The organism is Lysobacter sp. TY2-98 (assembly GCF_003367355.1).
Taxonomy (GTDB): Bacteria; Pseudomonadota; Gammaproteobacteria; order Xanthomonadales; family Xanthomonadaceae; genus Cognatilysobacter.
The window spans coordinates 948,397-964,857 of sequence record NZ_CP031413.1 but is presented as its reverse complement, the minus strand read 5'-3'; the positions used below and the strand labels follow the sequence as shown (position 1 = coordinate 964,857).

The following is a 16,461-nucleotide window of genomic DNA, read 5'->3' as shown; positions in this document are numbered from 1 at the left end:
TCGTGGACATGCGCGTCGCCCCGGCCTCGGCGGATGCAGCCACCGGCTGCTGGCACTGTGGCGAGCCGCTGTCCGCAACGCCCGCCCATTTGCAGATCGACGACGCCACGCGCGCGTTCTGCTGCGATGGCTGCGCGGCCGCCGCGCAATGGATCCGCGACGCGCACCTCGACGACTACTACTGCCTGCGCAGCGAGCGCGCATCGCGCGTCGGCACCGAGCCGTCCGACTTCACCCTCTGGGACCGCGATGACGTGGTCGCCGGCCACGTGAGCGACGTCGGCGGCCTGCGCGAGATCACCGTCGTCACCGACGGCATGCGCTGCGCCGCCTGTGCATGGTTGATCGATCGCGCGCTGTCGAACGAACCGGGCGTTCGCGACGTCGCCGCCAATGCGGTGACGGGCCGCATCCGGCTGACCTGGGATCCGGCTGCAACGCCGCTATCGTCCCCGCTGCAGCGCCTGGCATCGCTCGGCTATCGCCCGTACCTCGCTGGCGGCATCGTCGACGAAGACGCACGCCGCCGTGCGCGCAACCGCTCGCTGCTGCGCATCGGCCTCGCCAGCCTCGGCGCGATGCAGGCCATGATGTTCGGCGAAGCGTTGTACCTCGACACCGGCGGCTCGATGCCGATCGCGACGCGTGACTTCCTGCGCTGGATCACCTTCCTCGTCTCGACACCCGTCGTTTTCTACGCCGGCTGGCCATTTCTCGAGGGCGCGTGGCTCGAGCTGCGGCATCGCCGTCTCGGCATGGACGTGCTCGTTGCGACTTCGACGTTGCTCGCCTACGCGGCCAGCGTGGTCGAAACCGTGCGCGGCGGGCCGCATGTCTGGTACGACGCCGCGGTGATGTTCGTCTTCCTGCTGCTGGTCGCACGCACGCTCGAGGAACGTGCACGCGCCGCAGCGAACGCGCAGGTCGACGCGCTCGCGCGCGCGCGTCCGGTGCTCGCCACGCGCGAGCTCGCCGATGGCACGCGCGAGACAGTGCCGATCGCGGCGCTTGCGGTCGGCGACATCGCTTGCGTCGCTGCCGGGGAACCAGCCCCCGCCGACGGCGTCCTGCGCAATGAGGAAGCTCGCTTCGAGGAAGCGCTGCTCACGGGCGAACCACATGCGGTTGCCCACCGCAGCGGCGACACGATCTTCGCCGGAACTATCTGCCGCGACCGCACCGCCCGCGTCCAGGTGACGCGCGTGGGTGCCGACACCCGGCTGTCCGAACTCACGCGCCTCGTCGAACAGGCGCAGGCGCATCGTCCGAAACTCGCGCAGGTGGCCGACCGCATCGCCGGCGTGTTCGTGATCGCGATGCTGCTGGTCGCCGCCGTGACGTTCTTCGTCTGGCGTGTGCATGACCCGCTGCGCGCTCTCGACGTCACCCTCGCCGTTCTCGCCATCTCCTGCCCCTGCGCGCTCTCACTGTCGATGCCCGCCGCACTCGCGGCCGCACACGGCGGCCTCGCACGCATCGGCCTGCTGGCGACGCGCCCCGATGCGCTCGACCGCCTGGCGCGCGCCGACGACATCGTCTTCGACAAGACCGGCACGCTGACCGACGGCGGCGCACGGATCGCGTCGGTCGAGACGTTCGGCATCGACGAAGCGAGCGCGCTGCGCATTGCCGCATCCCTGGAACAGGGGTCGACGCACCCGCTCGCGGTCGCATTCGCCGCGGTCGATGCCGTCGCCGCGCACGATGTGCGTGTCGTTGCCGGCAGCGGCCTCGAAGGCTTGGTCGGAGGTCGAAGCTGGCGCATCGGCCGCGCGGACTTCGCGGCGGGGCGCGACGACGATGACGCGGTCTGGCTGGGTGACGGCAACCACGCCGCGGCACGCTTCGAGATCGGTGAGTCACTGCGTAGCGATGCCGCCCCGGCGATCGCCTCGTTACGCGACCAGCGTCTGCGCGTGCATCTCGCCAGTGGCGATGCGCACGGCCGGGTCGACGCCATCGCGCGCCATCTCTCGATCGGCACTGCGCGTGCGCGACAGACCCCTGAAGACAAACTCGCCTACGCGCGTGAACTGCAGCGCGATGGACGCGTCGTCGCGATGGTCGGCGATGGCGTCAACGACGCACCGGTCATCGCGGGGGCGGACGTCTCCATCGCGATCGGCGGAGGCGCCGCACTCGCACAGCGCGCCGCGGACTTCGTGCTGACCGGCCATTCGCTGTCGCGACTCGCGCAGGCCGTCGATCTCGCCCGTCGTACTCGCCGCGTTATCCGCCAGAATCTCGCGTGGGCGCTCGGCTACAACCTGCTCGCGCTGCCCGTCGCGGTGACTGGCCACGTCGCGCCCTGGCTCGCCGCGCTCGGCATGAGCCTGTCGTCGCTCGCGGTGACGCTCAACGCATTGCGCCTCGCCCGGAGGGCCGCATGACCATCCTCCTGCTGCTGATTCCGCTCAGCCTGATGCTGCTCGTGGTCGCTGTCGGTGCGTTCTGGTGGGCGGTGAAGCGCGGCCAGTTCGACGACCTCGACACGCCCGCCATCGACATCCTTCGCGACGATCCACCCAAGCACGACTGACATGCAGCTCGCCTGGCTCACGCTCGTATCCGCACTGCTCACTGGCCTGGTCGGCAGCGGGCATTGCGCGGTGATGTGCGGCGGTATCGCGACCGGTTTCCCGGCGATGGCGCCTCGCGCGCAATGGCGTTATGTGGTCGAGCCCAACCTTGGACGCGTACTCGGTTACGCCGTGGCCGGCGCCGTCGCTGGCGGCCTGGGCCACGCGATCGTCGGTGTCGCTGCGATGCCCTGGCTGCGGATTGCGTTACGCGCGGCAACGGGCTTCGTGCTGCTGGCCGTGGGCCTTCGGCTGTGGCGCGGCACCAGCGCCACGTCGACCTATTCCTCGCTCGGCGGCGGCATCTGGCGTGCGCTGAAGCCGATCCAGCGCCACCTGCTGCCGGCGTCGACGACGCCCCGTCGCCTCGCGCTTGGCGCGCTCTGGGGCTGGTTGCCCTGCGGACTGAGCACCACCCTGCTCGCCGCGGCGTGGCTGCAGGCCAGCGCGGTGAACGGCGCGGTGACCATGGCCGCGTTCGGCCTCGGCACGCTGCCGGTGATGCTGCCGCTGACGTGGTCGGGCCAGCAGCTGGGGCGTCGGCTGCTGCGCGGTCGCCTGCGGGCAGTCGCCGGGCTCGTCATCGCGACCGCCGGGGCGCTGACGATCACGGCGCCCTGGCTGGTGGCGTCGATGCCGGGCCTGCACGGCCCGCTGAGCGCGTTGGGCTGCCTGTCGCCCGCCTGATCAGGCGCGCTGACGCATCCGAGGATCCACCGGCGCTCCGTCGCCGCCGTGCGCGAGGCGCTCCAGCTCCGCTGCGTCCAGGATGTCGACCTTGCGGCCCTGCACGGCGATCACTCCGTCGTCCTGCAGGCGCGTGAAACCGCGGCTCACCGTCTCCAGCGCCAGGCCGAGGAAGCGCGCGATGTCTTCGCGGCTCATGGGCAGGCGCATGCGGTCGGTCGGTTCGCCGATCGCACGCAGGCGCTCGATTAGACCGTGCAGGAACAGCGCGATGCGCTCGTTGGCCTGGCGCCGCGCCAGGATCTCCAGATGGTCCTGGTCGCGGCCCACGCTCTGGCCGATGACGCGCATCAGCTGACGCTGCAGCGCGGGCACGTGCGCGGCGACGTCGGACAACTCGTCGAATGGCACTTCGCAGACGTTCGCGGTGGTCAGCGCCACCGCCTCGCAGCGATGCAAGCCGGAACCGAGTGCATCCAGGCCGATGAGTTCGCCGGGCAGGTGGAAACCGATGACCTGTTCCTCGCCGTCCTCGTTGACCAGCACGGTCTTGAAGGCGCCGTCGCGGGCGACGAACACCGCCCCCATCGGATCGCCTTGGCGGAACAGGCGTTCCCCTGCATCGACCGGGCGCTTTCGGCGGACGATCTCCTCCAGTTGCTGAAGATCATCCCGGCCGATGCCCGCCGGCAGGCAGAGCTGTTGCAGCGAGCACTGGGCGCAGCCGCGCCGCAGCGTCGGAAGATCGATCGGGGTCGCCGCCATATCGCAGAAAAGCCGCTGCCGGAGCACAGGTGAAGAGCTTAACGGGTGGCGGTCGTTCGAGGGTCGACGCCGCACGACCGCTCTGCGCGGTTTGCGCAGTACGCCTCGTTAACGGCACCGCGGTTCGCGGCTTCGGGCGTGGTCCGCAGCGCGCCGCGCGATCGCGCCGGTGGATCGCGCGTCGCAGCGACGTCGCTCCGCGGATTGCGCCGATGGCAGGCGGCACGGGGCGAACATCTGGCATATCGCGTCTCGAATGGCGTACGACGATGCACATCGCGTCGCTACCCGAAATACCGCGGCCGCGTTCACGAGCAGCGATCAATCCGCCACATGCGTCCGCGCTTCCATTCCGCCGCGACACGCACGGCGGAACTGCAGACGGAGGCGTTGCAGCGAAGCACGTCCGCAATCGCGGTGGGCATCACCCCTCGCGCATCGACCCACCCGATCGACGTGGTGCCTGGGGCGGGACTCGAACCCGCACGACATGGTCGGGGGATTTTAAGTCCCCTGCGTCTACCGATTTCGCCACCCAGGCGTGAACGCACATAGCTTACGTCCGCCGTGCGCACATCGCGGAAAAAGAAAAAGCCCCGCATCGCTGCAGGGCTTTTCTAACTGGAGGCCGAGGTCGGAATTGAACCGGCGTACGCGGATTTGCAGTCCGCTGCATAACCACTCTGCCACCCGGCCAGGAGGCGCGTAAGGCGCACTATCGAAGCGTGCCCCTGAAAAGACAAGACCCCGCGAGCGGGGTCTGGTCAGACGGTTCCGATGCTCTGGCTCCGACGAATCTGGAGCGGGAAAAGGGACTCGAACCCTCGACCCCGACCTTGGCAAGGTCGTGCTCTACCAACTGAGCTATTCCCGCGGAACAGGCTGCGCATTCTACGGGTGCAGCCGGCCGTGTCAACACCCGGATTTCAAAATGAATGCGGTTACACCATGCCCGTGCGCTCGTCGCGCATCAGCACCGGCCACGCGGCGCGCAGGTAGGCCCAGCCCGACCACAACGTCAGGATCGCCGCCAGCGCGAGCAGCCATTCGCCGATCGAGAAGATCGGCAGACCGAGGAATTTCGCCTGATACAGCAGGCATTCAAGCGCGACCATCTGCACGATCGTCTTGAACTTGCCGATGGTGGCGACTTTCACCTTCGCGCGCTGGCCGAGCTCGGCCATCCACTCGCGGAGCGCGGACACCGCGATCTCGCGACCGATGATCACCGCCGCCCACAACGCCATCCACTTGGTCGGATGGACCTGCACGATGAGCAGTAGTGCGACCGCCACCATCAACTTGTCGGCGACCGGATCGAGGAACGCGCCGAACGCCGAATACTGGTTGTAGGCGCGCGCGATCCAGCCATCGAGCCAGTCGGTGATCGACGCGATCGCGAACACTGCCGCGGCGGCGAAGTTCGTCCACGGATACGGCAGATAGAACACCACCACGAGGACCGGAATCAGCACGATCCGCACGAGGGTGAGAATGGTTGGAACCGTAATGCGCATGCCCTACTCCGCGCCGCCCTGCGACGCCAATCCGTGGAGGGTGTCATAGATCCGCTGAGCGAGGGCTTCATTCACGCCCTCGACCCGCGCGATCTCCTCGACGCCCGCGGCCTTCAGTCCGCCGAGCCCGCCGAAATGCTTGAGCAATGCGGCGCGGCGGCGCGGCCCGATGCCCGGAATATCCTCCAGGCGACTGGTCGTGCGGGCTTTCTGCCGCTTGCCGCGGTGCCCCGTGATCGCGAAACGGTGCGCCTCGTCACGCACCTGCTGGACGAGCTGCAGCGCCGGCGACTGCGCCCCGGGGTGCGTGATGCGGCCATCCGGCAACAGCAGATCCTCGTCGCCCGGACGACGCTCCGGCCCCTTGGCGACACCGACCACGCGCACGCCGTCGACACCGAGTTCGGCCAGCACCGCATTCGCCTGCGCCACCTGCCCGGCGCCGCCGTCGATCAGCAGGATGTCGGGCAGCACGGCCGCGGCCTTGGTCGCGCGATCGGACGCCGGCGACTCACCTTCAATCGCCTCACGCGCATCGATCGCGCGCTTGAACCGTCGGAACAACGCCTGATGCATCGCGGCGTAATCGTCACCCGGCGTGATGCCGGTGATGTTGTAGCGACGGTACTGCCCACGACACGCGCCCTCGGCATCGAACACGACACACGACGCAACGGTCGCCTCGCCCATCGTGTGCGAAATGTCGAAGCATTCGATACGGTTGGGCACGTCGTCCATGCCCAGCAGGTCGCGCAGCGATTCGACACGCCCGCGCTGCGCGGTTGCGCTCGTCATCTCCGAGGCCAGCGCCATCTGCGCATTGCGACCTGCGATGTCGAGGTAGCCGGCGCGCTCGCCGCGCACGCTGCAGCGGATCTGGACCTTGCGATCGCTCGCCATCGACAGCGCCTGCTCGAGCAACTCGCGATCGGGGATGTCGCGATCGAGCACGATCTCACGGGGAGGCGTCTTGTCGATGTAGTGCTGCGAGACGAATGCGCCCAGCACTTCGTCCGCCTGGTCGCTGCCGTTGGTCTTGGGGAAGAACGCCCGCGTACCGAGGTTGCGACCGTCGCGGAAGGCCATGAGCACGACGCAGGCATTCGCGCCCTGTGCGGCGATGGCGAGTACGTCGAGGTCGGCGGCGCGACCGTCGACGTACTGGCGCGCCTGCAAGGTGCGGATCGCGGCGACAAGATCGCGAAGGCGTGCAGCCTCCTCGAAGTCGAGGTTCATGCTCGCCTGCTCCATGCTGCGCGCAAGCTCGTTGGTGAGCTCGTCGCTGCGGCCTTCGAGCATCATCGACGCGCGCCGCACGCTTTGCGCGTACTCGTCGTTCGCGATCAGGTTCACGCAAGGCGCGCTGCACCGGCCGATCTGGAACTGCAGGCATGGCCGCGAGCGGTTGCGGAAGACGGTGTCCTCGCAACTGCGCAGCTTGAACAGCTTGTGTATCAGGTTGAGCGTCTCGCGCACCGCACCGACGCTCGCATACGGGCCGAAGTACTTGCCCTGCACCGCACGCGGGCCGCGATGGACCGCGATGCGCGGATAGTCCTCGGTCGTCAGCAGGACATAGGGATAGCTCTTGTCATCGCGCAGCAGCACGTTGTAACGCGGCTTCAGCGACTTGATGAGCTCGTTCTCGAGGATCAGCGCTTCGGCTTCGGTGCGCGTTGCCGTGACTTCGATGCGCGCGATCTGCGAAATCATCGCCGCGATGCGCGCGGACTTCGGCGTATTGTTGAAGTAGCTCGATACGCGGTTCTTCAGCGCGCTCGCCTTGCCGACGTACAGCACGGCATCGTCCGCCGCGATCATCCGGTACACGCCCGGCGCGGTGCTCAGGTTGCGGACGAAGTCCTTGGCGTCGAAAGCGGGCGTGGACGGCTTCATCGTCCGGAAAGCTCCGCCCCGCGCGTACAGCGTCGGAACATGCGGGGGATCGGCATCAGCGCGAGATGGGGCCGATTATCCGGCAGGCAAGCGCAGGCGGTGAGAACCGGCACGGCCGCGTCGCAATGCCGCGTTCAGCCTGCGCGCGACGCCAGGTGCCGTTCCGCGCGTTCGAGATCCTCGGGCGTGTCGACGCCGGGTGGGAACGGCTCGGGCGTGACGGTGACGGCGATGCGGTACCCCGCTTCCAGCACCCGCAGCTGCTCCAGCGATTCGATCGATTCCAGACGCCCCGGCGGCATCGAGGCGAACGTCTGCAGGAACCCGGCGCGATAGGCGTAGATTCCGATGTGGCGTAGCCACGGACCGACGCCGGGCAGCGCATCGCGCGAGCGGGCGAACGCATCACGCGGCCACGGAATCGGCGCCCGGCTGAAATACAGCGCGTGACCGGTCGCATCGGCGACGACCTTGACGGCGTTCGGATCGAGCAGCTGGTCGACGTCGTCGATCACCGCGGCCAAAGTCGCCATCGGTGCGGTCGAGGTTTCCAGCAGGCCGGCCACAGCGCGGATGCCCGCGACCGGGGCAAACGGCTCGTCGCCCTGCAGGTTCACCACGATCGTGGCGTCGTCCCAGCCCGCCGTGCGTGCGCATTCGGCGAGGCGGTCGGTGCCGGACGCGTGGTCGGGTGACGTCATCGCGACCCGCACGCCGCTGCCGTCCAGCGCGCGCGCGATGCGCTCGTCGTCGGTCGCCACCCAGACATCGCGGGCGCCGGCCTCGAGCGCGCGTCGCGCGACGTGCAGCACGAGCGGATCGCCACCGAGCAGGCGCAGCGGCTTGCCCGGCAGTCGCGACGCGGCGTAGCGCGCGGGAATGGCGACGACGAAATCGGTCATGCGGGCGTCCTGCGAAGGCGATCGAGGCGGTCGAGCAGCGAGGTCCAGAACGCTTCCGGAAGCCCTGCGGTGATCGGCACGGCATAGCTGTCATCGGGTGCGAACGCCGCGCACTTCACCGCATCCTTCTCGGTCATCAGGATCGGCAATGCGCTCGCGAACGCGAGGTCTTCGGCGCGATACGCGTAGTGGTCGGCGAATGCATGCGGCACGACGGCAATCCCGCGCGACTTCAAGGTGTTGAAGAACCGCGACGGATCGCCAATGCCTGCGACAGCGTGCACCCGCTGACCCGCGAAGGCGGCCAGCGGACGCGGGCGTCGCCCGTGCAGCGGCATCGCGTCGTCGACCGTCAGTCGCATCGGCCACTCGCCGAATTCCGGTTCGCTCTGCCCACCGTCGCCGAGGTTGACGACGCGGAAGTCGCAGTGCGTCGCGCGGCTCGCAGGCTCGCGCAATGGTCCGGCCGGCAGCATACGGCCGTTGCCGTAACGACGCGCCCCGTCGATGACCTCGATCTCGATGTCGCGCGCAAGCCGGTAATGCTGAAGGCCGTCATCGCAGACGATCACATCGCAACCGGCGCGCACCAGCTCAGCGGCCGCACGTGCGCGGTCGCCATCGACACGCACCTTCGCACCGGTGCGATGCGCGATCAGCACGGGCTCATCGCCGGCGAGCTGCGCGGGCGTCGCGGCATCGACCCACAGCGGTTCCTTGCCTTCTCGACCGTAGCCGCGCGTGGCGATGCCAGGCGTCCAGCCCGCAGCGCGCAGGCGTTCGACGAGCGCAATCGTCAGCGGCGTCTTGCCCGTACCGCCGGCGGTGATGTTGCCAACGACCAGGACCGGCGCGCCTGCACGGCGACGTCGCAGCAGTCCGCGCGCATACATGGCCGCGCGCGTTCGCGTGATGAAGCGATACAGGGGTTCGATCGCGCGAGCCGCGAGCGGCACGGGCGCGTCGCCGTACCAGTGGCGCGGCGTGCGCGCCATCAGTTCGCCTCGCGGAACTGCATCCGGTGCAGATGCGCGTACAGACCACCCAATGCGAGCAATTCGGCATGCGTGCCACGCTCGACGATGCGGCCCTGGTCGAGCACGAGCACTTGATCGGCGTGTTCGATCGTCGACAGGCGATGCGCGATCACCAGCGTGGTGCGATCCGGCATCAGGCGTTCGAGTGCGTCCTGCACGAGGCGCTCGGATTCGGTGTCGAGCGCTGCGGTGGCTTCGTCGAGGATCAAAATCGGCGCGTCCTTGAGCATCGCGCGCGCGATCGCGAGGCGCTGGCGCTGGCCGCCTGAAAGGCGACCACCCCGCACGCCGATCGCGGTATCGGACAGCTCAGGCATGCGATCGACGAACTCCGCGGCGTTCGCGCCCTCGATTGCGGCGCGGAGGCTTTCCGGCGTCGATTCACCGAGTTCGCCGTAGGCGACGTTCGCCGCGACGGAGCCGTCGAACAGCATCACCTGCTGGCCGACCAGCGCGATCTGACGACGCAGATCGGCGAGCCGGTAGTCGCCGATCGGGCGACCGTCGAGCAGGATCGCGCCCGCTTCGACATCGTAGAAACGCGGGATCAGCTTGATCAGCGTAGACTTGCCGCTGCCGGAGCGACCGACGATCGCGGTGACGGTGCCGGGCTTCGCGGAGAACGTGATATCCGATAGCGCCGGCGCGGCCTGCCCGGGATAGCGCGCGAACACGTCGCGGAATTCGAGTTCACCGCGCGAGCGCTCGATCGGAACGTCGCCCGCGTCAACTTCATCCGGCATGTCGAGCACATCGAACAGGCGATCGGCGGACGCAACGCCACGCTGGAGCATGCCCTGCACGTTCGTGAGCTGCTTGATCGCGGGGATGATCGCCATCATCGACATCATCAGGGCGACGAAGCCGCCCGCGGTGAGATGACCCTTCGCTGCTTCGTTGCCGGCGAGGATCAGCAGCGCAGCCAGGCCGATCGCGCCCATCAGCTGCACCATCGCGGACGAGATCGAGCGCGTGGACTCCACTTTCAGCGAGAGCTTGAGGTAACTGTCGGCCTGCGCCTGGTAGCGCGCCGTTTCCACGCCCTGCGCGCCGTAGACCTTCACTTCCTGATGGTTGCCCAGCGACTGGTCGGCGAGCTGCAGCAGCGTGGCCCCACTCTCCTGGATGCGATGGCCGATGCGTCGATAGCGACGCCCGACCTTGTCCATGATCCAGCCCAGCGGCGGCGCAAGCACGAGGATCGCGAGCGTCACCTTCCAGCTTGCCCACAGCATGACCGCGAGCATCGCGATCACCTGGAAGGACTGCTGCAGCATCACCTTGAGCGCATCGACCGCGGCCAGCGCGACCTGATCGCTGTCGGAGCCGAGCCGCGTGAGCATCGACGGCACGGGTTCGGTGTCGAAACGCAGGCCCGGCAGGCGCAGGTATTTCGCCAGCACCTTGACGCGCAGGTCGCGCGCGATGCTGCGGCCGGCGCGCGCCATCGCCATGTCGGTGACGTAGCCGGCAATACCGCGGCCGACGAACAGCGCGACGATCAGCAGCGGCAGCGCCCAGTCGAAACGGGCGTTCGGCGCGACGAAATTCTTGTCGATGATCGGCTGCATCAGCCGGGTGAACTGGCCGCCCGCCGCGGCTTCGAGCGCCATCGCGATGAAGCCGACGATCATCAGGCCGCGATACGGCTTGCCGAACTGCTGCAGGCGGCGATAGGTCGGCCAGGCCGAACGGTCGTCGCTCACTTCGTTGCCGCCTTGCGCTCGGTCGGCGTGGCGACGGCGAGCAGGATGTGGCGATAGCCGAGTTGGCCCAGCGCTTCCTGCGCGGTGATGACGGCCTGGTACGGCGTGCGCGCGTCGGCGCGGAGCATGACCGGGCGATCTCGATCGTTACCGCCAACTTCGTTGATGGTCGCCTTCAGGGAAGCAGCGTCATCACGAATCACTTCGCGATCGCCGACGAAATACTTGCCCTGCGCATTCACGAGGACGGTCAGCGGCTCGTGCACGTTCGTCGCTTCCCCGCTCGCCTTCGGCAGCTCGAGCTTGAGCGCGGAGCGGCCTTCGAAGGTCGCAGTGACGACAAAGAAGATGACCAGCGTCAGGATGACGTCGATCAGGGGAATCAGGTTGATCTCCGGCTCGTCGACCGGACGATGCCCGCCGATGCGCATGTCAGGCGGCCTGCGGTGCCGGGCGCGTCGCGCGCGATTCGACCACGTCCATCAACGCGATCGCCTCGTGCTCCATGTCGATGATGTATTCGGCGATGCGGCCGCGGAACCAGCGATGCGCCACCAGCGCGGGAATCGCGACGATCATGCCGGTCGCGGTGCACACGAGCGCCTTGCCGATGCCGCCGGCGAGCTGGTTCACGTCGCCGATGCCGTAGTCGAGGATGCCGAGGAACATCTGGATCATGCCGACGACGGTTCCGAACAGGCCCATCAGCGGGCCCGCAGCCGCGATCGTGCCGAGCGTGTTCAGGTAGCGCTCCATGCGGTGCACGAGGTGGCGACCGACGTCCTCGACGCGTTCACGCATGACCTCGCGCGAGCGGTTGCGCATGTCGAGCACCGCCGCGAGCAGCGCCCCCAGCGGCGAGGTCTGGCGCAGCGACTCGATGTGTGCGGGATCGAGGTTGCCGCGCGCCGCCCAGACGCGCACTTCGTCGCCCAGCTTGGGCGGCATGACGCGGCTGCGGCGGAGCGTCCACCCACGTTCGACGATAAGCGCCAGCGCCAAGGCCGACAGCAGCAGCAGCGGGATCATCGGCCAGCCGCCGGACTTCACGAGTTCGAGCACGTCGCCTCCGTGGGCGTTAGTCGCGTCGATAGGATAGCCCAGCGTCCGCGGTGTCCCGTCGCGCCGCGTCCCACAACCGGCGATGCAGGTCGCGCTGGCCCCAGACATCGATTCCGCCCGCCTCCAGCCGCAAGGTGACCGCGCCCTCCTCCGACGTGTTCCAGGTCCGGGCGCCCGCGGCCTGCCAGCGCTCCACCACCTCGTCAGCGGGGTGATGGAAGCGATTCGCGTGGCCGGTCGAGAACACGGCTTCACGCGCGCCCGTGGCCTGGACGAAGGCGGGATCGGACGAATGCCGGCTGCCGTGATGCGCGACGAACACGACGTCGGCGCGGACCGCGGGCGGGTCGTCCGCCGCCAGCCGGGTTTCCACGAGCGTGCTGATGTCGCCCGTCAGCAGCACGGCGCCGTGGCGGCTCTCGATGCGCAGCACGCAACTCGAATCGTTGGCGAGATACGGGAAGTCCGGCGGCGGATGCAGGAACACGAAGCGGACGCCGTCCCAGGTCCACGACTGGCCGGCGACGCAGGGTCGCGAACCCTCGACACCGGACTCCGGCGGCGCCTGCAGGTCGGAAGATGGCATCTCGCGCCGCACTGCCGCGAGACCGCCCACATGGTCGAGGTCCGCGTGACTGACGACCATGCGGTCCAGCCGTGCGACGCCGCGCGCGTGCAGTACAGGGATGACCGCGCGCTCGCCGGCGTCGAATCCATCCGGCACCGCTGGCCCCATGTCGTAGAGCAGTGCGTGCGATCGGGTGCGGACCAGTACCGACAGCCCCTGACCGACGTCGATGGCGGTGACTTCGAGGTCGCCCGCGACGGGTGCGTGGCGATCGGGCCACAGCAGTGGGAGCCACAGCATCAGCGCGAGGGCCTTACCGGGTGTGCCGCGTGGCATCAGCCACCACGCCGCGCCCAGAAGCGCGGGCACGATGGCGAGGATCGATGGCTCGGGTACGTACCAGAGCGACAAGGGCGTCGCGGCCAGCCTCTCGAACAGCGGCCACGCGAGATCGAATGTCCACGCGGCGAGCCGCCACGCCGCCGCGCCCAATGCGGGATGGATGCCGTCCAGCGCAACGCCTGCGACCGACAGCGGTGCGACAACGAGACTCCACAACGGCACCGCGAGCAGGTTCGCGATCGGTCCCGCGAGCGACGCCTGACCGAACAGCACGACGGTCAACGGCAGCAGGCCGATCGTCGCCACCGCCTGCGCTTTCGCGAGTTCCCGCACCGCCGACGTGCCCGCGCGCGGCATGCACCACAGCAACCACGCCACACCGGCGAAACTCAGCCAGAAACCCGCCGACAACACCGACAGCGGATCGACAAGAAGCATCCCGATCGCCGCAATCGCCAGAATCTGCGTCATGCCAATCGCGCGGCGCGAGAGCTGCGCAGCGACGACGATCGCGATCATCAGCAGCGTGCGCACCGTCGGCAGCGAGAAGCCTGATGCCGCCGCGTAGGCCGTCGCGCCGGCGAGGCCCGCGATCGCGGCAGCGAGACGCGCGGGCAGTCGACGACCGAGCATCGGCAGCAGCCACCAGATGAGGCGCACCAGCAGCGCGCAGACACTGCCGACCATGCCGACATGGAAGCCGCTGATGGCGACGAGGTGCGTCAATCCGTCCGCACGCAGCGTCGTCCAGTCGGCGTCGGTGAGGTCGCGGGTGTCGCCGAGCGCGAGCGCTCGGACGAAGCGCGACGAAGGCTTCGCGACGGCTGCGCGAATGCGCGTCGACGTGGTGTCCCGCCAGCCCTGCAGACCACTTGCCCGGTCGAGACGCTCGCCAGTACGCACATAGCCGGTCGCAGCAAGACGATCGGCGAACGCATGCATTTCGCCATCCGCGCCCCCCGGGTTTCGCAGGCCACGCGGTGCGCGGACGCGCACGGTCAGACGCCAGCGCTCACCTGCATGCAGTACCGGCGCATCGCCGCTGCGATCGTCGTACCACGAGATGCGAAGACGCTGATGGCCCAGCGCGGCCAGCGTCGAGGTATCGGCCTCGAAGACGAATGCCGTGCGACGTGGCTCGCGTCGCGGCAGGTCGACGATGCGACCGGTGAGCGTTGCTTCCTGCTGCGCGGGCCGGGGCGGCAACTGGATCGTCAGCGCGTGGGCGGCGTGCAGCGCAGTGATCGCGAAACCGATGACGAGCGCGCCCGCCCATCGCCGCGCTGCCCATTTCCACGCGATTACGAGACCGGCCACGAGCAATGCGATCGACACCGCCATGGGCGGCATGACCGGCAGCCCGAGGCACGCGCACACGCCCGCGAGCAGCGCGATCGCGATCGTCGGGGAGAGGAGCGGCGTCCTTGCCGCGTTCATGCCGGACTAGACCTCGTCCGGCGCGAGTTCGCGCAATCGCCCTTCGTGCAGTTCCAGCACGCGGTCGAGGCGCCGCGCGAGGCTGCGGTCGTGGGTCACCAGCACGAGGCTGGTGCGTTGGTCACGATTGAGGCCGAGCATGAGGTCGAACACTGTCGCCGCGGTCTTCTCGTCGAGGTTGCCTGTCGGCTCGTCGCCGAGGACGCAGCCGGGGCGATTGACCAGCGCGCGCGCGACCGCCGCGCGTTGGCGCTCGCCGCCGGACAGCTCGCCGGGCTTGTGGCCGAGACGATGCCCCAACCCGACCGACTCGAGCAGCGACGTCGCCCGCTTGCTCGCTTCATTCGCCGAAACGCCCGCGAGCATCACCGGCAGCATCACGTTCTCGAGCGCGGTGAACTCGGGCAGCAGGTGGTGGAACTGGTAGATGAAACCCAGCGCGCTGTTGCGCAGTCGCCCGCGCTCGGCGTCCGACAGCGCACTCATCTTGCGGCCTTCGACGAAGACCTCGCCCGCGGTTGGCGTATCGAGACCGCCGAGCAGATGCAACAGCGTGCTCTTGCCCGCGCCCGAAGCGCCGAGGATCGCGACGGTCTCGCCCCGCGTGACTTCGAGTTCGAGCCCATCGAACACAGGCGTCCGCAGCTTGCCCTCCGCGTAGGTCTTGCCGAGGCCCTGCGCACGGATCACCACATCGGAGCGCACGTCATTCATAGCGCAGCGCCTCCGCCGGCGGCGTGCGCGAGGCGCGCCAGGCCGGATAGATCGTTGCAAGGAAGGCCATGACCAGCGCGGTGGTCGCAATGATGATGACGTCGCTCGGCTGCATGTCGGTCGGCAGACCGGTGATGTAGTAGACGTCCTCCGGCAACAGCTGCACGCCGAGTAAGCGCTCGATCGCATGCAGGATGTGCTCGAGGTTCAGCGTCAGAAGCACGCCGAGAATCACGCCGGACATCGTGCCGATCACGCCGATCAGCGTGCCCTGCACCATGAAGACCTGCATCACGCCGCGCGGCGTCAGCCCGAGCGTGCGCATGATCGCGATGTCGGCCTGTTTGTCGGTAACCAGCATCACCTGCGACGACACCAGGTTGAACGCGCCCATCGCGACGATCAGCGACAGCAGGATCGCCATGATGGTCTTTTCCATCTTGAGCGCGCGGAACATGTTGGCGTTCTCGTCGGCCCAGTTGCTCACGCGATACGGGCCGCCGAGCGACAGCGCGAGATCACGTGCAACCTGCCAGGCCTGGTCCATGTCGTGCAGGCGCAGGCGCACGCCGGTGACGCCGTCGCCCATGCGCTGCACGCGCTGAAGGTCCTGCATCGACGTGAACGCCATTCCGCGGTCGTATTCGTTGTAGCCGGCTTCGAAGATGCCGCTCACGTGGAAGCGCTTCATCTGCGGCACGGCGCCGATCGGCGTCGTCAACGCTTCCGACGTGATCATCACCACGTCGTCCCCCACCCCGACGCCCAGCCACAGCGCGAGTTCGCGACCGAGCACGATGTTGAAGGTGCCCGGCTTCAGGTCGTCGAGCTTGCCCTGCACCATTTTGGATGCGAGCACGGACACGTGCCGTTCCTGGTCCGGCAGGATGCCGCGCACGATCGCGGGCTGTTTGCGCGGGCCCGACAGGAGGGTTTGCGCTTCGACGTAGGGCGCGGCGCCCGCGACGCGCTTGTCGGCCAGCGCCTTGTTGACCGCGCGCGGCCAGTCCTCGATCGGCTCGCCGTAACCGCTGACCGTCGCGTGCGCGACCATCTGCAGCATGCGATCGCGGATTTCGCGCTGGAAGCCGCTCATCACCGCCAGCGTGGTGATCAGTGCGGCCACGCCCAGCGCGATGCCGAGGATGGACGCCAGCGAGATGAAAGAGATGAAGCCGTTGCGGCGTTTGGCGCGCAGGTAGCGCAGGCCGATGGCGACGGGAATGGGCGTGAACATGCGGAGCCTGTT

14 protein-coding genes and 3 tRNA genes are annotated in these 16,461 nt (G+C 68.5%); 3 read left to right on the top strand and 14 right to left on the bottom strand.

The features are described 5' to 3' along the window. The first annotated feature begins 8 nt into the window (after positions 1–8). The 3 genes from DWG18_RS04630 to DWG18_RS04620 are packed head-to-tail and all read left to right on the top strand — an operon-like array spanning position 9 to position 3,266. Positions 9–2,390 carry a heavy metal translocating P-type ATPase gene (locus DWG18_RS04630; protein ID WP_115648035.1) on the top strand — a complete coding sequence of 794 codons (2,382 nt, stop codon included), beginning with the start codon at positions 9–11 and terminating at the stop codon, positions 2,388–2,390. Next, on the top strand, positions 2,387–2,539 hold the full coding sequence (gene ccoS, locus DWG18_RS04625; RefSeq protein WP_115645840.1) for a cbb3-type cytochrome oxidase assembly protein CcoS: 153 nt from the start codon (positions 2,387–2,389) through the stop codon (positions 2,537–2,539). The genes DWG18_RS04630 and ccoS overlap by 4 nt, the downstream gene beginning before the upstream one ends. 1 nt (position 2,540) lies before the next feature. Continuing rightward, a complete protein-coding gene (locus DWG18_RS04620; protein WP_115645838.1) occupies positions 2,541–3,266 on the top strand; it encodes a sulfite exporter TauE/SafE family protein in 726 nt (241 codons plus the stop codon). On the opposite strand, the gene DWG18_RS04615 is transcribed toward DWG18_RS04620, so the two are convergent. The 14 genes from DWG18_RS04615 to DWG18_RS04550 all read right to left on the bottom strand — a co-directional run bounded on the left by DWG18_RS04615 (position 3,267) and on the right by DWG18_RS04550 (position 16,449). Continuing rightward, entirely contained in the window at positions 3,267–4,031 is a 765-nt protein-coding gene (locus DWG18_RS04615; protein WP_115645836.1) for a helix-turn-helix domain-containing protein, read from the bottom strand. A gap of 457 nt (positions 4,032–4,488) precedes the next feature. After that, a tRNA-Leu gene (locus DWG18_RS04610) sits at positions 4,489–4,572 on the bottom strand. Positions 4,573–4,653: 81 nt separating this feature from the next. After that, positions 4,654–4,727 (bottom strand) — tRNA-Cys (locus DWG18_RS04605). A 102-nt stretch (positions 4,728–4,829) separates the two neighbouring features. Beyond that, positions 4,830–4,905: transfer RNA gene (locus DWG18_RS04600), tRNA-Gly, on the bottom strand. Between the two features lie 67 nt (positions 4,906–4,972). Next, the gene (pgsA, locus tag DWG18_RS04595; RefSeq protein WP_115645834.1) at positions 4,973–5,548 is read right to left on the bottom strand and encodes a CDP-diacylglycerol--glycerol-3-phosphate 3-phosphatidyltransferase; all 576 of its coding nucleotides are present in this window, start codon (positions 5,546–5,548) and stop codon (positions 4,973–4,975) included. A 3-nt stretch (positions 5,549–5,551) separates the two neighbouring features. Beyond that, positions 5,552–7,444 (bottom strand): excinuclease ABC subunit UvrC, encoded by a 1,893-nt coding sequence (uvrC, locus tag DWG18_RS04590; protein WP_115645832.1) that lies wholly within the window; start codon positions 7,442–7,444, stop codon positions 5,552–5,554. A gap of 134 nt (positions 7,445–7,578) precedes the next feature. Beyond that, entirely contained in the window at positions 7,579–8,346 is a 768-nt protein-coding gene (gene kdsB, locus DWG18_RS04585) for a 3-deoxy-manno-octulosonate cytidylyltransferase (RefSeq protein WP_115645830.1), read from the bottom strand. Then, positions 8,343–9,341, bottom strand: coding sequence for a tetraacyldisaccharide 4'-kinase (lpxK, locus tag DWG18_RS04580; protein WP_115645828.1), 999 nt, complete (start codon positions 9,339–9,341; stop codon positions 8,343–8,345). Before lpxK ends, kdsB begins: the two co-directional genes overlap by 4 nt. Beyond that, entirely contained in the window at positions 9,341–11,089 is a 1,749-nt protein-coding gene (gene msbA, locus DWG18_RS04575) for a lipid A export permease/ATP-binding protein MsbA (RefSeq protein WP_255417404.1), read from the bottom strand. Before msbA ends, lpxK begins: the two co-directional genes overlap by 1 nt. Next, positions 11,086–11,520, bottom strand: coding sequence for a biopolymer transporter ExbD (locus tag DWG18_RS04570; RefSeq protein ID WP_115645826.1), 435 nt, complete (start codon positions 11,518–11,520; stop codon positions 11,086–11,088). Before DWG18_RS04570 ends, msbA begins: the two co-directional genes overlap by 4 nt. Before the next feature lies 1 nt (position 11,521). Continuing rightward, positions 11,522–12,151 (bottom strand): MotA/TolQ/ExbB proton channel family protein, encoded by a 630-nt coding sequence (locus DWG18_RS04565; RefSeq protein ID WP_115645824.1) that lies wholly within the window; start codon positions 12,149–12,151, stop codon positions 11,522–11,524. A gap of 16 nt (positions 12,152–12,167) precedes the next feature. After that, positions 12,168–14,498 carry a DNA internalization-related competence protein ComEC/Rec2 gene (locus DWG18_RS04560; RefSeq protein WP_115645822.1) on the bottom strand — a complete coding sequence of 777 codons (2,331 nt, stop codon included), beginning with the start codon at positions 14,496–14,498 and terminating at the stop codon, positions 12,168–12,170. Between the two features lie 6 nt (positions 14,499–14,504). Next, a complete protein-coding gene (gene lolD, locus DWG18_RS04555; RefSeq protein WP_162823699.1) occupies positions 14,505–15,212 on the bottom strand; it encodes a lipoprotein-releasing ABC transporter ATP-binding protein LolD in 708 nt (235 codons plus the stop codon). Next, positions 15,205–16,449 (bottom strand): lipoprotein-releasing ABC transporter permease subunit, encoded by a 1,245-nt coding sequence (locus DWG18_RS04550; protein WP_115645820.1) that lies wholly within the window; start codon positions 16,447–16,449, stop codon positions 15,205–15,207. Before DWG18_RS04550 ends, lolD begins: the two co-directional genes overlap by 8 nt. Between the last annotated feature and the right edge of the window lie 12 nt (positions 16,450–16,461).